The sequence below is a fragment of the Vibrio minamisatsumaniensis genome, assembly GCF_050337445.1.
GTDB classification, from domain to species: Bacteria; Pseudomonadota; Gammaproteobacteria; order Enterobacterales; family Vibrionaceae; genus Vibrio; species Vibrio artabrorum.
Genome location: NZ_JAKJSY010000050.1, coordinates 1 through 14847 on the forward strand (window position 1 = coordinate 1; position 14847 = coordinate 14847).

Here is a 14847-nt window from a genome sequence, read left to right on the forward strand (position 1 = left end):
AGGTTTCATCCATTCGCCACGAGTCAGATACGGGCTTCTTTCTACGCCTCGCTCTGTGCTCTAATACTGGCGTAAATTTGATAACCCAACGATTAATCGTGGCGTGATCCACAACGACACCGCGCTCCAATTGTATCTCTTCAATTTCACGATAACTGAGTTTATAGGCGAGATAATAACGTACGGTTTCGAGAATAACTTCAGAGGGGAAGTGGCAGCCTTTAAACATTAAGAATCAGTCTCATGAATAGAAATGAAGAAAATCTTAACTTAATGACTCAAAGTTTGCGACAGAACCGGTTTCTGAAGTGAATATGGTATTTGAAAGGTGAGGGTAGTTGTATTGAGAAGTTGGGATCTTTAGACGCAAAAAAGCCGCATCAATGATGCGGCTTTTTTTAATTGGCTCCCCTTGCAAGACTTGAACTTGCGACATACGGATTAACAGTCCGCCGTTCTACCAACTGAACTAAAGGGGAATAGATTGTTTAGTCTCTAATCAAAGAGAATGGTGCCGACTACCGGAATCGAACTGGTGACCTACTGATTACAAGTCAGTTGCTCTACCTACTGAGCTAAGTCGGCATCATGAATCAAAAAGCTTATGCTTGATGATTAACTTGGCTCCCCTTGCAAGACTTGAACTTGCGACATACGGATTAACAGTCCGCCGTTCTACCAACTGAACTAAAGGGGAATTATTCTTAAAGCTTTAAAGAAATGGTGCCGACTACCGGAGTCGAACTGGTGACCTACTGATTACAAGTCAGTTGCTCTACCTACTGAGCTAAGTCGGCACATAATATTTCTTTGTGCTTTACTGTTGTTGTCTGAGACACCAACAAATAAATTGTGGTGCCCGGAGGCGGAATCGAACCACCGACACGAGGATTTTCAATCCTCTGCTCTACCGACTGAGCTATCCGGGCGACGAGGTGTATTAAACGTGTTTTCGCGTTCTGGGTCAACATTAAATTGCAAAAAAAGTATCGTTTGATGTTTTTCTATACTTAGTGGGTTGTTTTTGGTCATTTGGGGTGAAAAGCCTAGTTCTAGCATGCCCTAAAAGATAGTAAAAGTACGGTTAACTACACGGAATGGGTGCGAAATAAAAAAAAGCACGTATGAAAACGTGCTTTTATATCTACGAATTTTTTCGAGAGTTTAGTGTTTTACTTCAAACCGATTAACCCAAGCTTCTAATTCGTTGGAAAGGGAGCTGAGAGTTTGGGTGCTGTTATGACTTTCTGTCACGACATTGCTCAGTTGGTTACCACTTTCTTCGATCATATTGATACGCTTTGATATATCATCGCTCACCTGAGTCTGCTCAGCGGCCGCTGTCGCGATTTGATGACTCATTGATGAAATAGACTCTAATGCGATGACAATCTGTTGTAGTGCTTCAGAGGCGCTTTGAGACTCTGTCACAGTGCTTTCACTGGTCGCAGCACAAACTTCCATAGTTTGAATTGCGTTGCGAGATCCTTCTTGAAGGTTATTAATCATTAACTGTATTTCTTTGGTGCTTGATTGTGTTCGGCCTGCAAGGTTTCGAACTTCATCTGCCACAACCGCAAATCCACGACCTTGTTCGCCCGCTCGAGCTGCTTCAATGGCTGCGTTAAGTGCTAGCAAATTAGTTTGCTCCGCTATATCACCAATCACATCTAAGACTTTCACAATGTTGTTTACATCGTTGTCTAGGTTAGCGACAGCTTGGCTCGCTGTCCCTAGTTGGCCTGCTAAGCCTTGAATGTTATCTACTGTGTTGTGGATCAGTTGTTGAGTGTGTAGGCTCTGTTTATCCGCCTCATCAGTGTTTCGTGCGGTATCGCTAGCTGAATCGGCAACGTTATTGGCTGAAGAGGCCATCTCGGTCATTGCTGTCGCGATCATCTCAGTTGATTGTTGTTGCGTTTCTGTCAGTTGAGCGATAGAGCCGGCACGATCTTCTACGTGTTGCAGTTCTCCTCTCAATGCCAGCATAGAAGAGTCAAGGTTTGAGACGAGCTCTGCCAGAGACTGACTCATTTGTTGTACGGCGTGGTAAATACTACCCTCCGTTGCCTGAGTTTCGAAAGAGGTTTGAATTCGACCTTGTGCTACGGCTTGTACAGCCTCTCTTACGTCTTTAGGCTCACCACCAAGAAGCGCTAGCATTCGTTTAATAGATACGATTAAACTAGAAAGAATTAGACCTGCAATAACGACGCACAGTAATAGTTGCCATTGAGCGGTAGACCAGAAACGTGCGTTCACTTCGTTGAAGCCGATACCTGTACCTACAACCCAGCCCCAATGTGGCGTTTTTTCTGCAATAGACAGTTTTTCTTCAATCGTTCCATCTGGTAGTTTTTGTGTCCAGGTGTACTCAATGATTTGGCCAGTACGATTACCAAGTATTCTTTGGATCAGTTGGCCAACACTATTACCGTTGCCATCTTTAAAATCGTTAAAGCTGGTCCCATGTAGTTGAGGATCTAATGGTGTCGCGACAAACGTCATGTTTTCGTCCGCAACGTAGACATATTCATTGTCTTTATAGATGTTGTTACGTAGAAGGCGAATAGCAAGCTGTTTAGCTTGTTCTTCTTCTAGTGTGCCATCAATTGCCATTTTCTCAACTTCAGTGAGGATGCTGTATGCACTCTTAAATAGCTCTGTCACGCGAGCTTCGTTGTCCATGTTGCTAGCGACTCTCAAGGTCCATAAACCAGTAGCAGTTAGTGCTAGTAGAGCTATCAAGATGATGCCCGATAGTAAGTAAGCTTGCGTTTTTAGTTTCATATTTTCCCGAGCCGCGATTCAATAATATAATTCATTGAATCTTAATCTAAGTGGTCTAGGGCAGATATTAGAAAGGTAACAAAACATGATATAGATTAAATTCTCGAAGAAAAAAAAGTAATAGAACGAGGGCTTGTTACTTTTTTGTGATAATCAACGAGTTTAAATGCGTTGAGGTTTAAGGGGAATTTAGTTGCTATTGTGAAGGTCTTAGATGTGATTGGTGATCTAGAGAGGGCTTACGCTGAAATGCAAAAAAGCCAAGTCTTTCGACTTGGCTTTTTTAAATGTGGCTCCCCTTGCAAGACTTGAACTTGCGACATACGGATTAACAGTCCGCCGTTCTACCAACTGAACTAAAGGGGAATTATTTGTCTCAACATCAGGTCTATTAAAGACCATTATTTGCTAAGCACCAAATAATGGTGCCTCGAGGCGGAATCGAACCACCGACACGCGGATTTTCAATCCGCTGCTCTACCGACTGAGCTATCGAGGCAAAAGAATGGTGCCGACTACCGGAGTCGAACTGGTGACCTACTGATTACAAGTCAGTTGCTCTACCTACTGAGCTAAGTCGGCACACTAAATTCTTTGCTTGAAGAGTTAAACTCTTCAACGAAAACCTCATATACAATGAAGTTCTTTAAATTGGCTCCCCTTGCAAGACTTGAACTTGCGACATACGGATTAACAGTCCGCCGTTCTACCAACTGAACTAAAGGGGAATTATTCGTTAAGCACCAAATAATGGTGCCTCGAGGCGGAATCGAACCACCGACACGCGGATTTTCAATCCGCTGCTCTACCGACTGAGCTATCGAGGCAAAAGAATGGTGCCGACTACCGGAGTCGAACTGGTGACCTACTGATTACAAGTCAGTTGCTCTACCTACTGAGCTAAGTCGGCACACTAAATTCTTTATGCTTTTGTTCGTGTAGTGACTCTTTTAAAAGGGTCATGACACCAACAATTCAAACTGTGGTGCCCGGAGGCGGAATCGAACCACCGACACGAGGATTTTCAATCCTCTGCTCTACCGACTGAGCTATCCGGGCAACGGAGCGCTATTAAACGGATTTTCTGCATAACCGTCAACACCTTTTTTTAAAATAATTAAAAAAAACGTTCATTCGTTGTTTTTTTATTCAAAAGTGAGGCTTACGTTTTACCTTGGTTAAAGTCTTTCTTGAATTTTGTTACTTTTTCTAAGTATCGTCGTGACTCTTTATTTGGGTGTTTCTTTGTCAGAGCCCAGTAAGCTTGGCTAGGTTGCAACGAATTTAAGTCTCGCATTGCTCGCTTTCTGTCTTTGCTAAAGGTGTTAAGGACACCTCCTGTGCCGCCATTGTATGCTGAGATCATGCTGTATTCGAGAGTTGTCGGGTGCTTTACGCCTTTCAAATAACGATTTTTAAGTATGTAAAAGTATGCGGTGCCAACATCAATATTGTTTTCTGGATTGAATAAATACTCAGGACTTGGCTCTCCAGACCTGTTTTTTACGAGTTTAAATACATCTCGGCCGGCGGTTTTAGGAACCACTTGCATCAGGCCATAGGCGTTCGCCCAGCTCACAGCGTAGGGGTTAAAACTGCTTTCTGTTTTGATGATGGCGTAAATCAAGTCTTCAGGAATGTCGTAACGTTGGGATGCGCGATGAACAATATCAGCGTATTTGTAGCTTCGTCTGTTGGCGTGATCGGCCACCATTGGAATCTCAACGTAGTAGGCTTTTTTAAAGTCGACTTCCTTAACTTTTAAGTTATGGGCGATCAGGTAGTCGGCAAATTTGTTGGCTCGCCATGTCCATTGAATCGGTTTTTTTTCTTGATCAACGACTTGATTGTAGAGAAAAGGTTGCCCCTCTAACTTAATGCTTTTAGACGAAAATAGATCGACATTAGCGGGGTCATCTGGTGTGAGAAGTGTCGTTATAATCGCATTTTTGAGGTGTTTTTTCGGTTCAGTTGAAGAGACGGTTTCAACGGTGATCAGACCTTGACTAAAGTTGACTTCAGAACGACTTAAGTAATTGTCTATGTATTTCAAATAGTTACTCTTACCTGCCATCTTTACTTCACTGCTGCCCCAGCGCTTTTGGATATTACCTGAAAAGCTATTAATCAAAGCATCTAGTGCTCCGGTGTCTTTTTCAAATTGACCAGGGAGTTCTGCCAAATTACTTACAAATCGGTTGGTGGGCTCGTAATTCACATCATAAAGGCTTTCGACAAATTCACGACTGCACCCAGTTAACAACATGGCTATTAGGAAGTAACTTAGCTTTTTCATAGTTCCTCAAACAAAAATGACATCGCAGCGTTAACCATGATGTCATTAAAAATTGCTTAAATAAATGCCTTATTCACTTGGCGGAGTATAGCCATCAATAACGACATCTTTACCTTCGAAAAGGAAGTTTACCATCTCTGTTTCTAGAAGTTTACGATGCTCAGGATCCATCATGTTTAGCTTCTTTTCATTGATAAGCATAGTTTGCTTGCTTTGCCATTGTCCCCAAGCTTCTTTAGATACGTTGTCAAAGATACGCTTACCTAAGTCACCTGGGTAAAGTTGAAAATCTAGGCCTTCAGCATCTTTTTGAAGGCGAGCACAAAATACAGTGCGGCTCATAGTGGTTCCTCTTATCGCGTTCGTTGATTCAAACGTCGTCGTTCAGTTCAAAGGGTAGGCTCTCAATAAGCAGCTTTACAGGAGCGGCTAGGCCAATTTCTTCCGGTTTTGATAAGTTATACCAGAGACCTTTAGTCCCTTCCATTATCAAATCTGGTTGTTTATCTAATTTCACTAATACGGGAGTGATATCGAGGTGGTAGTGGCTGAAAGTGTGCCTAAACGCAATCATTGTCTTGATCGAAGCTGTTTGAGTGTCTTTGATCGAACGAAGATCCAGTTGATGTTCGATCTCTGCGTTTTCATTTTGAGGGAAACAAAACAATCCGCCCCAGATACCTGATTGAGGGCGCTGTTCGAGCCATACTTGGTTGTCGTGATACAGAATCACAAACCATGTTTCTTTTACTGGCTTTTCTTGCTTGGGCTTTTTGCCTGGGAAGTCGAGCTGCCTATCAAGCTTCTTGGCTTCACATATGCTTTCAATCGGGCACAAGGTGCACTTAGGCTTGCTACGGGTACAAACCATCGCCCCCATGTCCATCATTGCTTGGTTGTACTTATCGACATCTTTGTTCGGAGTGTGTGCCTCTGCATATTCCCAGAGTTGGTTCTCGACTCTCTTTTGCCCCGGCCAACCTTCAACGGCAAAGCTTCTCGCAAGCGTTCGTTTTACATTGCCATCAAGAATCGCATGAGGCAGCTTATGAACCGATGACAGCACGGCAGCTGCAGTTGAGCGACCGATGCCCGGTAGCGCCTTCATCTCTTCGATAGACAGCGGAAATTCCCCACCATATTGCTCAGCAACTATTTTGGCTGCTTTATGTAGATTACGCGCCCGTGCGTAATAACCAAGTCCTGTCCATAAGTGGAGTACCTCATCTTGTTCGGCATTCGCTAGATCGATAACCGTAGGAAAACGCTCCAAGAAGCGCTGGTAGTATGGAATCACCGTGGCGACTTGAGTCTGCTGAAGCATAATTTCAGATAGCCAAACGGTGTAGGCGGTTTTGTTTTGTTGCCAAGGTAATTCTTTACGCCCGTAGGCGTCATACCACTTTAATATGGCGGTTGCGAAAGGAGTCACGACATGCTCTATGCTTTGCTATTATTAGAAGCGAAATTGCACCACACTTAACGTTGGATGTAAAACAGACAAATTGTGTGGGAATTTATCCACGGAAAGACTTGCACCGGAGGCAATTCTTTGGATAATCCCCGCTTTGATTAATCAATGTGCAGGCAAAAATCAATGAGTGAAGTGACCACTAACGAATATACTGAAGACGGCAAACTGGTTCGTAAGATCCGTAGTTTTGTTCGCCGCGAAGGCCGCTTAACAAAAGGCCAAGAGAACGCGATGAATGAATGTTGGCCAACAATGGGTATCGACTACAACCCAGAGCTTCTTAACTGGAAAGAAGTCTTTGGCAACGATAACCCGGTTGTACTCGAGATTGGTTTCGGTATGGGTGCATCACTGGTTGAAATGGCAAAGAACGCACCTGAGAAAAATTTCTTAGGGATTGAAGTTCATAGCCCGGGTGTGGGGGCGTGTTTAGGTACTGCTCGCGATGCTGGTGTCACTAACCTACGTGTCATGTGTCATGATGCAGTAGAAGTATTCGAACACATGATTCCAGATAGCAGCCTGCATACGCTGCAACTATTCTTCCCTGACCCATGGCACAAAGCTCGTCACCATAAGCGTCGTATCGTTAAGGCTGAGTTTGCAGAGATGGTTCGCGGTAAGCTTCAACTTGATACTGGTATTTTCCACATGGCAACAGACTGGGAAAACTACGCAGAACATATGATTGAAGTGATGAACGCAGCTCCAGGCTTCGAGAATATCGCTGAAGATGGCGATTACATCCCTCGTCCGGATGAGCGCCCGCTAACGAAGTTTGAAGCACGTGGCCACCGTTTAGGCCATGGTGTTTGGGACATTAAGTTCAAGCGTACTAAGTAACTCCGAATCAAATGAGTGAAGGGTAGTCCGATTTATGATTTAACCTCGACACTTTATGGGATTGATTAAAGCCAACATTATTGTAATGTTGGCTTTTTTGTCCTTAGGCTTTTATACCAGTAAAGGCTTAACGACAGAAATTAATACCAATCACAGTAAGTAAGTGATCAGAAATAGCGTAGGAAAAAGGCTTGAGAACAAGGCAGCATTTTTCGATAAGTAGTTACTCTACAATCAAAAATTCTAACGCAGTTATCGAGTATTTTAACAAGCTAGAGTGAGCAGTTATTTACTACGATTGGTATATGTTACACCCCTACAAAAATAACAATATAGAAGTAAGCGCACATGAAACCAACTCAAGCTATTTTGGCCGAGATCTTAGACGAAGTTCGTCCTTTAATTGGACAGGGAAAGGTCGCTGATTATATCCCTGCACTGGCTCGTGTATCGAACCAGAAACTGGCGATCGCGGTATACACCAATGAAGGTGAGGTGATTAAAGCAGGCGATGCTGAAGAAGCATTTTCTGTGCAATCTATTTCTAAAGCCTTGAGCCTGACGCTAGCTATGGTGCTATATAAGCCTGAAGAGATTTGGCAAAGAGTAGGCAAAGAGCCTTCTGGTCAAGCCTTTAACTCGATGATTCAGCTTGAGATGGAGCAGGGGATTCCCCGCAACCCGTTTATCAATGCGGGTGCTATTGTCGTAGCAGACCTATTACAAAGCCGCCTGTCAGCACCGAGACACCGTTTATTGGAGTTTGTGCGTCAGCTATCAGGCGATACGCATATTGTGTATGACAAGGTTGTAGCGGCGTCAGAAATGATGCACAGCGATCGTAATGCGGCTATCGCGTACTTGATGCGTTCATTTGGTAACTTTGAAAATGATGTTATCCCTGTTCTGAATAACTACTTTCATGCCTGTGCGCTTAAAATGACGTGTGTGGACTTGGCAAAAACCTTTAGCTACTTGGCAAACAAAGGCGTGTCGGTTCAAACCAAGAAAGAGATCATCACCCCAGTTCAGACTAAGCAATTGAATGCGTTACTTGCGACATGTGGTTTGTACGATGGAGCGGGTGAGTTTGCTTATCGTGTTGGCATGCCTGGTAAATCGGGTGTTGGCGGCGGTATTATTGCTATCGTACCTGGCGAAATGACGATTGCGGTGTGGTCTCCAGAACTGGATCCTTCTGGTAACTCTTTAGCTGGCACTAAGGCATTAGAGCTGCTTTCTGAGCGTATTGGGCGTTCTATTTTCTAAAAGCGCTTTTAAGTTGGGGGGGACATTTGCAAGAGCTCCCCAACTCACTCGCCCCTCGTTCTTGAGGATGACGGTGTTGTTTTTAACTTTCGACGCACTGGCCCCTAACTTTTTGGGGATAAGACTTGTTTGATGCCCGTCATTCCCGATAGCGACGCAGGAGCGTAATCGGGAATCTATTATTTGTTGACGCGCAAATTAGAAAAGGGTTGACCCTAAAGCCAACCCTTACGTAATACTTCTCGAATCTCGAACTATTCGTCTTCTTCAGCCATAAAGGCTTCCAGCAAATCGTTGAGGAACAGTTTGCCTTTTTCAGTGATCTGCCAATGACTGTCGGTTTCATTCAAGTAGCCTAGCTCTTTTGCCCATTCAATCGTTTCTTGAATCGAGTCAAAATCAAGCCCAGTCGTATCGATGAAATCTTGCTTTGGACACGCTTCCATTAACCTAAAGCGGTTCATGAAGAACTCAAAAGGGCGGTCTTCATTCGGCACTTCAAATTCATCGGATAGATAAGGCTTTACCATGTTCTGGTACGCCGCTAGGTAGCCTCTCGGGTGCTTAACTTTAGTGGTGCGAACAATGCGTCCATCTGCAAAACTCAGCTTGCCATGAGAGCCACAGCCGATACCTAAGTAGTCACCAAAGCGCCAATAGTTGAGGTTATGTTGGCACTGATATCCCGGCTTACTGTAGCCTGAAATTTCGTACTGTACATAACCCGCGTCAGCAAGCTTCTTATGGCCTAGGTCGAAGATATCCCAAAGGTCATCATCATCAGGCAGGGTTGGCGTTTTGTAATAGAACATGGTGTTAGGTTCTATTGTTAGCTGATACCAAGATAAATGCGGAGGAGCGAGCTCGATCGCTTTGTCTAAATCAGCCAACGCTTGATCAATACTCTGATCGGGTAAGCCGTGCATTAAGTCTAGGTTGAAGCTATTTAATCCGATCTTATGTGCTAAATGAGCAGCATTGACCGCTTCATCTTGACCATGAATACGGCCAAGTCTTTCCAGTTTCTCTTGCTCAAAGCTTTGCACGCCCACCGAGATTCGACTCACCCCTGCCTTTTGGTAACCGGCAAAGCGCTCTGCTTCGATGGTCCCCGGGTTGGCTTCCATAGTGATTTCTATTTCAGGTTTGAACGGGATACGTTGTTCAATGCCTTGTAGCAATCGACCAATTCCTTCAGGAGAAAATAGACTCGGTGTGCCGCCGCCAATAAAGATTGAATGCAATGGGCGAGGCGTATCATTGAGTTGATATTTTTCGATGTCAGTATCGAGATCCTCAAGCAGCGCATCGATGTACTCTTTTTCTGGGATCTCGACTTTCAGTGCGTGCGAGTTGAAATCACAATACGGGCACTTTTGTACACACCATGGGATGTGCACATAAAGGCTAAGTGCGGGTGGTATTAGCGCTGCATTATGCATTACAGAGCTTGCTCCTTGAGGGCTTTGAACAGTGACGCAAGCGCTTTGCCACGGTGTGATAGTTGCTTCTTACGTGACGATTCAAGCTCAGCGGATGCGCAATTATCTTCTGGAACAAAGAAGATAGGATCGTAGCCAAAGCCATTCTCACCGTGTTCTTCAGTAAGGATGCGACCTTCCCATTTACCGTGACACACTAGAGGGGTTGGATCATTCTCGTGACGCATTAGCACCAACACACAGTGGAAACGTGCAGTACGCTTTTCAACGTCGACACCTTGCATCGCATCTAATAGTTTTTCGATGTTCTGCTTATCGGTCGCCCCTTCACCAGAGTAACGCGCTGAGTAAATGCCAGGTGCACCATTAAGGAAATCGACTTCTAAACCAGAGTCGTCCGCAATGGCAGGGAGGCCGGTCTCTTTCGCGGCGTGGCGAGCTTTGATGATGGCGTTTTCAATGAACGTTGTGCCCGTTTCAGCGACTTCTGAAACGTTAAATTCACTTTGCGCGACAACGTCGAAACCAAACTCAGACAGAATATCTGCCATCTCGCGAACTTTACCTTGGTTACCTGTTGCTAAAACAATCTTATTCATGGAAATGTGACTCTAATAAGTGATTGAATAGGAAAGTAAGAAGATCTTACTCTTCTATATAAAATTTTTGTGTGAAGCGCAGTGGGCCTGTGCCTTTCAAGCCTGCGTTAACTTCAATGTTAAAGGTGATGTTTTCTTCGTGAGTGATAGGGAACTCTGCCAGGTAATAAATGGCATCGCCTTCCTTTATTTCACGAAACTTCAAAGTACGGGTGTTTCCCACGAGGTTCTTTGCTGTTCCGGTGATTTTAGCCGTTGTCGCCGGCTTGCCTAGGGATGCTTTGTCTAACACGCTGATGTTGAGAATGGCTGAGTAACCATTTCGTTTCAGTTTGTATTGCTTAGCGACTTGTGCCGTTAGAAACGTGGAATTGAAAGCTGAGTAGTGAACCTCGACATCCTTGATATTCTTAAACTGTCCAGCCCAGCTGGGTAAGGCAACAAGAGCAGTAAGTAGTGCTGTTATCCATAAACGCATAATGACTCCAATAAATAGCAAAAAGCCATCATAGGATGGCTTTGACTTCAGTTGGGATTTGGCTTGGCGAGCATATTCGAACTTGCTTGTGCCTACCGAGTTCTCCCTTTTCTATCTTAATTTGTCCTTTAGCGACCTTAAATTGCTTGGCAAGATATTTCGCTAAATGGGCATTGGCTTTGCCATCAACCGGCGGAGCAGTAATGGCAATTTTCAGTTCCTCACTGTGCAAGCCGACGATTTTATCGCGGCTTGCTTTGGGTTGAATATAGAGCCTAAGAAGAATATCGTCCTCCTCGGCCCAAACCGCTTTTGGCATCGTCAAAGTACCTGAGGTTCGTACTTAAATTATAGTTGATACCAAATAGGACCAACCATGTCGCCCATTAAAAAGTTGGCGAACTGTAGAATAATGAACAGAACCAATACGCTTAAGTCGAAACCACCCATGTCCGGTAGGATACGACGAATCGGTATTAGCATTGGTTCAGTCAACTGATGGAATACGTACTCAACAGGGCTACGGCCTTGGCTTACCCAGCTTAGGATTGCACGGATAAGTAGAACCCAGAAGATTAACCCTCCCGCGGCTTTAACTAGAGACAGTGCGCCAAAGATCAGGAAGCTGATATCAAATACTGCAGCCCCGCCAGAGATAATCAGGTTTAGAGCGACGAACTTCAGTACACACAGTACATAAGCGAATACAACCGTTGCAAGGTCGAGGCTGCCGATTGATGGAATAACTCGGCGTAGTGGGGCCACAACCGGTTGTGTCGCTTTAACGATAAATTGTGAGAATGGGTTGTAGAAATCAGCACGTGATGCTTGTAGCCAGATACGCAAGATCACAACCATGATGTAGAGATCAAAAACGGTCGAGATCAAAAAGCTCATCGAGTTCATATTGTTTCCTTTTTCGGATTGACTTGCCACTTAGGTATAACTCAAGCGACAAAATGCTTTGTACAGTAATGAGTATTAAAACAGTTTTTCCATCTCTTCAGCGCGAGCAACAGCCGCTTGCATGGCTTTTGCTACGATATCTGAGAGTTGATGCTCGTTAAACGTGCGCAGTGCCTCCGCGGTGGTGCCGCCTTTTGAAGTCACCTGCTCACGCAGTGTTGATAATTCAGTCTCTGGGTTTGCTACGACCATCTCTGCCGCGCCCAATGCAGATTGCTGCACTAATTTACGAGCGGTTGGTTGGTCAAAGCCTTGCTTGATTGCTTCAGCTTGCATCGCTTCCATAAACAGGAAGAAGTAAGCCGGAGCACTGCCCGCCGCCGCAATGATGTTGTTGATTCCAGACTCTTGCTCAACCCAGCTGACTTCACCTACGGCTTGCATCAGCTGAGAAGCGAACTCTTTATCACCTTGGCTAACGGTTGCATCGGCATATAGACCGCTCATCCCTTTACCAAGCAATGATGGTGTGTTTGGCATGACACGAACAAGGTTCAGCTGGCAGTTTAACATCTCATTGAGTCGATTCGCATTAATACCCGCAGCAATCGAGATAACCAGTTTGTTGCTGAAGTCGATATCTTGTAAGGGTTTACATACATCAGCCATCATTTGTGGCTTCACTGACAGTACAACAACGTCTGCTTGCTGTGCTGCGGCAATATTATCGCTGGTGGTATTGATGCCATACTTTTGTTCTAACGGCAGCCTTCTAATGTCTGAGGGCGCTGTTGCTGTAATCTTTTGCGCTGGATAACCACTCGCCACTAAGCCCGCTACAATTGAGCGAACCATGTTTCCCGCCCCAATAAAGGCGATGTTCTTATGTTCCATATATACAATCCTGAGCGTGTCGCTGCGCGGTCAAAGCGAAGCGATATCAATACTTATCGTTTTCGTCGCGACTTGTTGTCACTATTTCACGTAATCTCGAGCACCAAAGATAGCTGTACCAATACGAACCATGGTGCTACCAGCCTCAACGGCAGCATCCATATCGCCACTCATGCCCATCGAAAGGGTATCAATGTTTGAATATTTCGCAGCAAGCTTTTGTTGAAGCTCGGCCAGTTGAGAAAATGCATTAAGTTGTGATTGATAGTCAGAGACATTTGCTGGAATCGACATCAACCCTCTTAAAGTGAGGTTTGGAAGCGACGAAATCAACTCTGCGAGCGCAAAAACTGTCTCTTCAGATGTTCCGGACTTCGATTCTTCGCCGCTGGTATTGACTTGAATTAAGACTTGTAGAGGCGGAAGTCCGCTTGGGCGTTGATCATTGAGCCTTTGGGCAATTTTATCGCGGTCGACAGAATGCACCCATTGGAAGCTTTCCGCAATTGGGCGGGTTTTATTGGATTGAATTGGACCAATAAAATGCCACTCCAAATTTAGGTTAGAATGTTGTTCTGAAAAGTGTTTTACTTTATCGACACCTTCTTGAACATAGTTTTCACCAAAGGCAACTTGGCCTCCGAGTGCCGCTTCTAGAATCACATCAATAGGTTTCGTTTTGCTGACGGCTAAAAGTTGCACGGACTCTGGAGATCGTCCGCACTTTTGCTCAGCACTACGAATCTGTGAGGTGATTTGTTCGATATTTTGTTGAATACTACTCATAGCTGACTTTACTTAAGGGAAAATAAATGGATATCACTGAGTTACTAGATTTTAGTGTAAAGCATAACGCGTCAGATCTACATCTTTCTGCGGGTGTATCTCCAATGGTACGTATAGATGGTGAAGTAAGGAAGCTTGGAATCCCAGCTTTGAGTCATGCAGATGTGCATCGTTTGGTGTTTGATATTATGGACGATCTACAGCGTGGTGAGTTTGAAGAGAAGCTGGAAGTCGACTTCTCTTTTGAATTGCCCAACGTTGGTCGTTTTCGTGTGAATGCTTTTCATCAATCTCGTGGTTGCTCGGCTGTTTTTCGAACCATCCCAGTGGAAATTCCAACTTTAGAGCAGTTAGGCACACCTGAAATATTTGAAAAAATTGCTAACTACGAAAAAGGCTTAGTGCTCGTCACTGGGCCAACAGGTTCGGGTAAATCAACAACACTGGCAGCGATGGTCGATTATGTAAACCGTCATCATAATAAGCACATTTTAACGATCGAAGATCCGATTGAATTTGTTCACACCAACAATAAATGTCTCATTAACCAACGAGAAGTACACCGTGATACACACAGCTTTAAAGCGGCGTTGCGCAGTGCTCTGCGTGAAGATCCTGATGTGATCCTTGTGGGGGAGCTTCGTGACCAAGAAACCATTAGCTTAGCGCTAACCGCTGCTGAAACAGGGCATTTAGTTTTCGGAACTCTACACACCAGTTCTGCGGCAAAAACCATAGATCGTATTATCGATGTATTTCCGGGTAGCGACAAAGGTATGGTTCGTTCCATGCTGTCTGAATCATTGCGCTCAGTGATTGCTCAGAAGCTGTTAAAGCGTGTCGGTGGTGGCCGTGTAGCTTGCCATGAAATCATGATGGCGACACCTGCGATCAGAAACTTGATCCGTGAAGATAAAGTTGCACAGATGTACTCGATCATTCAAACGGGCGCAGCTCATGGTATGCAAACCATGGAGCAAAATGCGAAACAACTGATGGCGCAAGGCTTGGTTGATCCAGAGGAAGTCGAGAAAAAGATCGAAATTGAATCCTCCATGTTTTAATCAAGG

At 44.5% G+C, this 14847-nt stretch carries 15 protein-coding genes, 12 tRNA genes and 1 pseudogene; 3 read left to right on the forward strand and 25 right to left on the reverse strand.

The window, feature by feature from the left end; all coding sequences use genetic code 11:
• The 18 genes and pseudogenes from L4B77_RS12215 to mutY form a co-directional block, all read right to left on the reverse strand.
• A pseudogene (locus L4B77_RS12215) lies at positions 1–229 on the reverse strand (IS6 family transposase); the annotation flags it as partial.
• Positions 230–265: 36 nt separating this feature from the next.
• Entirely contained in the window at positions 266–436 is a 171-nt protein-coding gene (locus tag L4B77_RS12220; protein WP_429750722.1) for a hypothetical protein, read from the reverse strand.
• Positions 404–479: transfer RNA gene (locus L4B77_RS12225), tRNA-Asn, on the reverse strand. Before L4B77_RS12225 ends, L4B77_RS12220 begins: the two co-directional genes overlap by 33 nt.
• Positions 480–509: 30 nt before the next feature.
• A tRNA-Thr gene (locus tag L4B77_RS12230) sits at positions 510–585 on the reverse strand.
• A 36-nt stretch (positions 586–621) separates the two neighbouring features.
• Positions 622–697: transfer RNA gene (locus tag L4B77_RS12235), tRNA-Asn, on the reverse strand.
• 24 nt (positions 698–721) lie between these two features.
• A tRNA-Thr gene (locus L4B77_RS12240) sits at positions 722–797 on the reverse strand.
• 56 nt (positions 798–853) lie between these two features.
• A tRNA-Phe gene (locus L4B77_RS12245) sits at positions 854–929 on the reverse strand.
• 235 nt (positions 930–1164) lie between these two features.
• Positions 1165–2790, reverse strand: coding sequence for a methyl-accepting chemotaxis protein (locus L4B77_RS12250; protein WP_429750724.1), 1626 nt, complete (start codon positions 2788–2790; stop codon positions 1165–1167).
• 290 nt (positions 2791–3080) lie between these two features.
• Positions 3081–3156: transfer RNA gene (locus L4B77_RS12255), tRNA-Asn, on the reverse strand.
• 57 nt (positions 3157–3213) lie between these two features.
• A tRNA-Phe gene (locus L4B77_RS12260) sits at positions 3214–3289 on the reverse strand.
• A 7-nt stretch (positions 3290–3296) separates the two neighbouring features.
• Positions 3297–3372 (reverse strand) — tRNA-Thr (locus L4B77_RS12265).
• A gap of 70 nt (positions 3373–3442) precedes the next feature.
• Positions 3443–3518: transfer RNA gene (locus tag L4B77_RS12270), tRNA-Asn, on the reverse strand.
• 23 nt (positions 3519–3541) lie between these two features.
• Positions 3542–3617, reverse strand: a tRNA-Phe gene (locus L4B77_RS12275).
• Positions 3618–3624: 7 nt separating this feature from the next.
• Positions 3625–3700, reverse strand: a tRNA-Thr gene (locus L4B77_RS12280).
• Positions 3701–3773: 73 nt separating this feature from the next.
• A tRNA-Phe gene (locus L4B77_RS12285) sits at positions 3774–3849 on the reverse strand.
• A 103-nt stretch (positions 3850–3952) separates the two neighbouring features.
• The gene (gene mltC / locus L4B77_RS12290) at positions 3953–5086 is read right to left on the reverse strand and encodes a membrane-bound lytic murein transglycosylase MltC (protein ID WP_429750726.1); all 1134 of its coding nucleotides are present in this window, start codon (positions 5084–5086) and stop codon (positions 3953–3955) included.
• Between the two features lie 69 nt (positions 5087–5155).
• Positions 5156–5428 carry an oxidative damage protection protein gene (locus tag L4B77_RS12295; RefSeq protein ID WP_010435637.1) on the reverse strand — a complete coding sequence of 91 codons (273 nt, stop codon included), beginning with the start codon at positions 5426–5428 and terminating at the stop codon, positions 5156–5158.
• A 28-nt stretch (positions 5429–5456) separates the two neighbouring features.
• Entirely contained in the window at positions 5457–6518 is a 1062-nt protein-coding gene (gene mutY, locus L4B77_RS12300) for an A/G-specific adenine glycosylase (protein ID WP_429750730.1), read from the reverse strand.
• 165 nt (positions 6519–6683) lie between these two features.
• Between mutY and trmB the strand changes: the two genes are divergently transcribed.
• On the forward strand, positions 6684–7403 hold the full coding sequence (gene trmB, locus L4B77_RS12305; RefSeq protein WP_261838158.1) for a tRNA (guanosine(46)-N7)-methyltransferase TrmB: 720 nt from the start codon (positions 6684–6686) through the stop codon (positions 7401–7403).
• Between the two features lie 348 nt (positions 7404–7751).
• A complete protein-coding gene (gene glsB / locus L4B77_RS12310; RefSeq protein WP_048605849.1) occupies positions 7752–8672 on the forward strand; it encodes a glutaminase B in 921 nt (306 codons plus the stop codon).
• Between the two features lie 254 nt (positions 8673–8926).
• Here glsB and hemW read toward each other — a convergent pair whose 3' ends face one another.
• The 7 genes from hemW to L4B77_RS12345 form a co-directional block, all read right to left on the reverse strand.
• Complete coding sequence (hemW, locus tag L4B77_RS12315; RefSeq protein WP_429750733.1) at positions 8927–10114, reverse strand: radical SAM family heme chaperone HemW; 1188 nt, start codon at positions 10112–10114, stop codon at positions 8927–8929.
• Positions 10114–10713, reverse strand: a complete 600-nt coding sequence (locus tag L4B77_RS12320; RefSeq protein ID WP_261838156.1) for an XTP/dITP diphosphatase — start codon at positions 10711–10713, stop codon at positions 10114–10116. The genes hemW and L4B77_RS12320 overlap by 1 nt, the downstream gene beginning before the upstream one ends.
• A gap of 46 nt (positions 10714–10759) precedes the next feature.
• Positions 10760–11191 carry a DUF4426 domain-containing protein gene (locus tag L4B77_RS12325; protein WP_261838155.1) on the reverse strand — a complete coding sequence of 144 codons (432 nt, stop codon included), beginning with the start codon at positions 11189–11191 and terminating at the stop codon, positions 10760–10762.
• A 28-nt stretch (positions 11192–11219) separates the two neighbouring features.
• A complete protein-coding gene (gene yggU / locus L4B77_RS12330; RefSeq protein WP_429750735.1) occupies positions 11220–11510 on the reverse strand; it encodes a DUF167 family protein YggU in 291 nt (96 codons plus the stop codon).
• 29 nt (positions 11511–11539) lie between these two features.
• The gene (locus L4B77_RS12335; RefSeq protein WP_429750737.1) at positions 11540–12097 is read right to left on the reverse strand and encodes a YggT family protein; all 558 of its coding nucleotides are present in this window, start codon (positions 12095–12097) and stop codon (positions 11540–11542) included.
• 75 nt (positions 12098–12172) lie between these two features.
• The gene (proC, locus tag L4B77_RS12340; RefSeq protein WP_429750739.1) at positions 12173–12991 is read right to left on the reverse strand and encodes a pyrroline-5-carboxylate reductase; all 819 of its coding nucleotides are present in this window, start codon (positions 12989–12991) and stop codon (positions 12173–12175) included.
• 81 nt (positions 12992–13072) lie between these two features.
• Positions 13073–13777, reverse strand: coding sequence for a YggS family pyridoxal phosphate-dependent enzyme (locus L4B77_RS12345; RefSeq protein WP_429750741.1), 705 nt, complete (start codon positions 13775–13777; stop codon positions 13073–13075).
• A gap of 26 nt (positions 13778–13803) precedes the next feature.
• Between L4B77_RS12345 and L4B77_RS12350 the strand changes: the two genes are divergently transcribed.
• The gene (locus tag L4B77_RS12350; RefSeq protein ID WP_261838151.1) at positions 13804–14841 is read left to right on the forward strand and encodes a type IV pilus twitching motility protein PilT; all 1038 of its coding nucleotides are present in this window, start codon (positions 13804–13806) and stop codon (positions 14839–14841) included.
• Positions 14842–14847 lie beyond the last annotated feature (6 nt).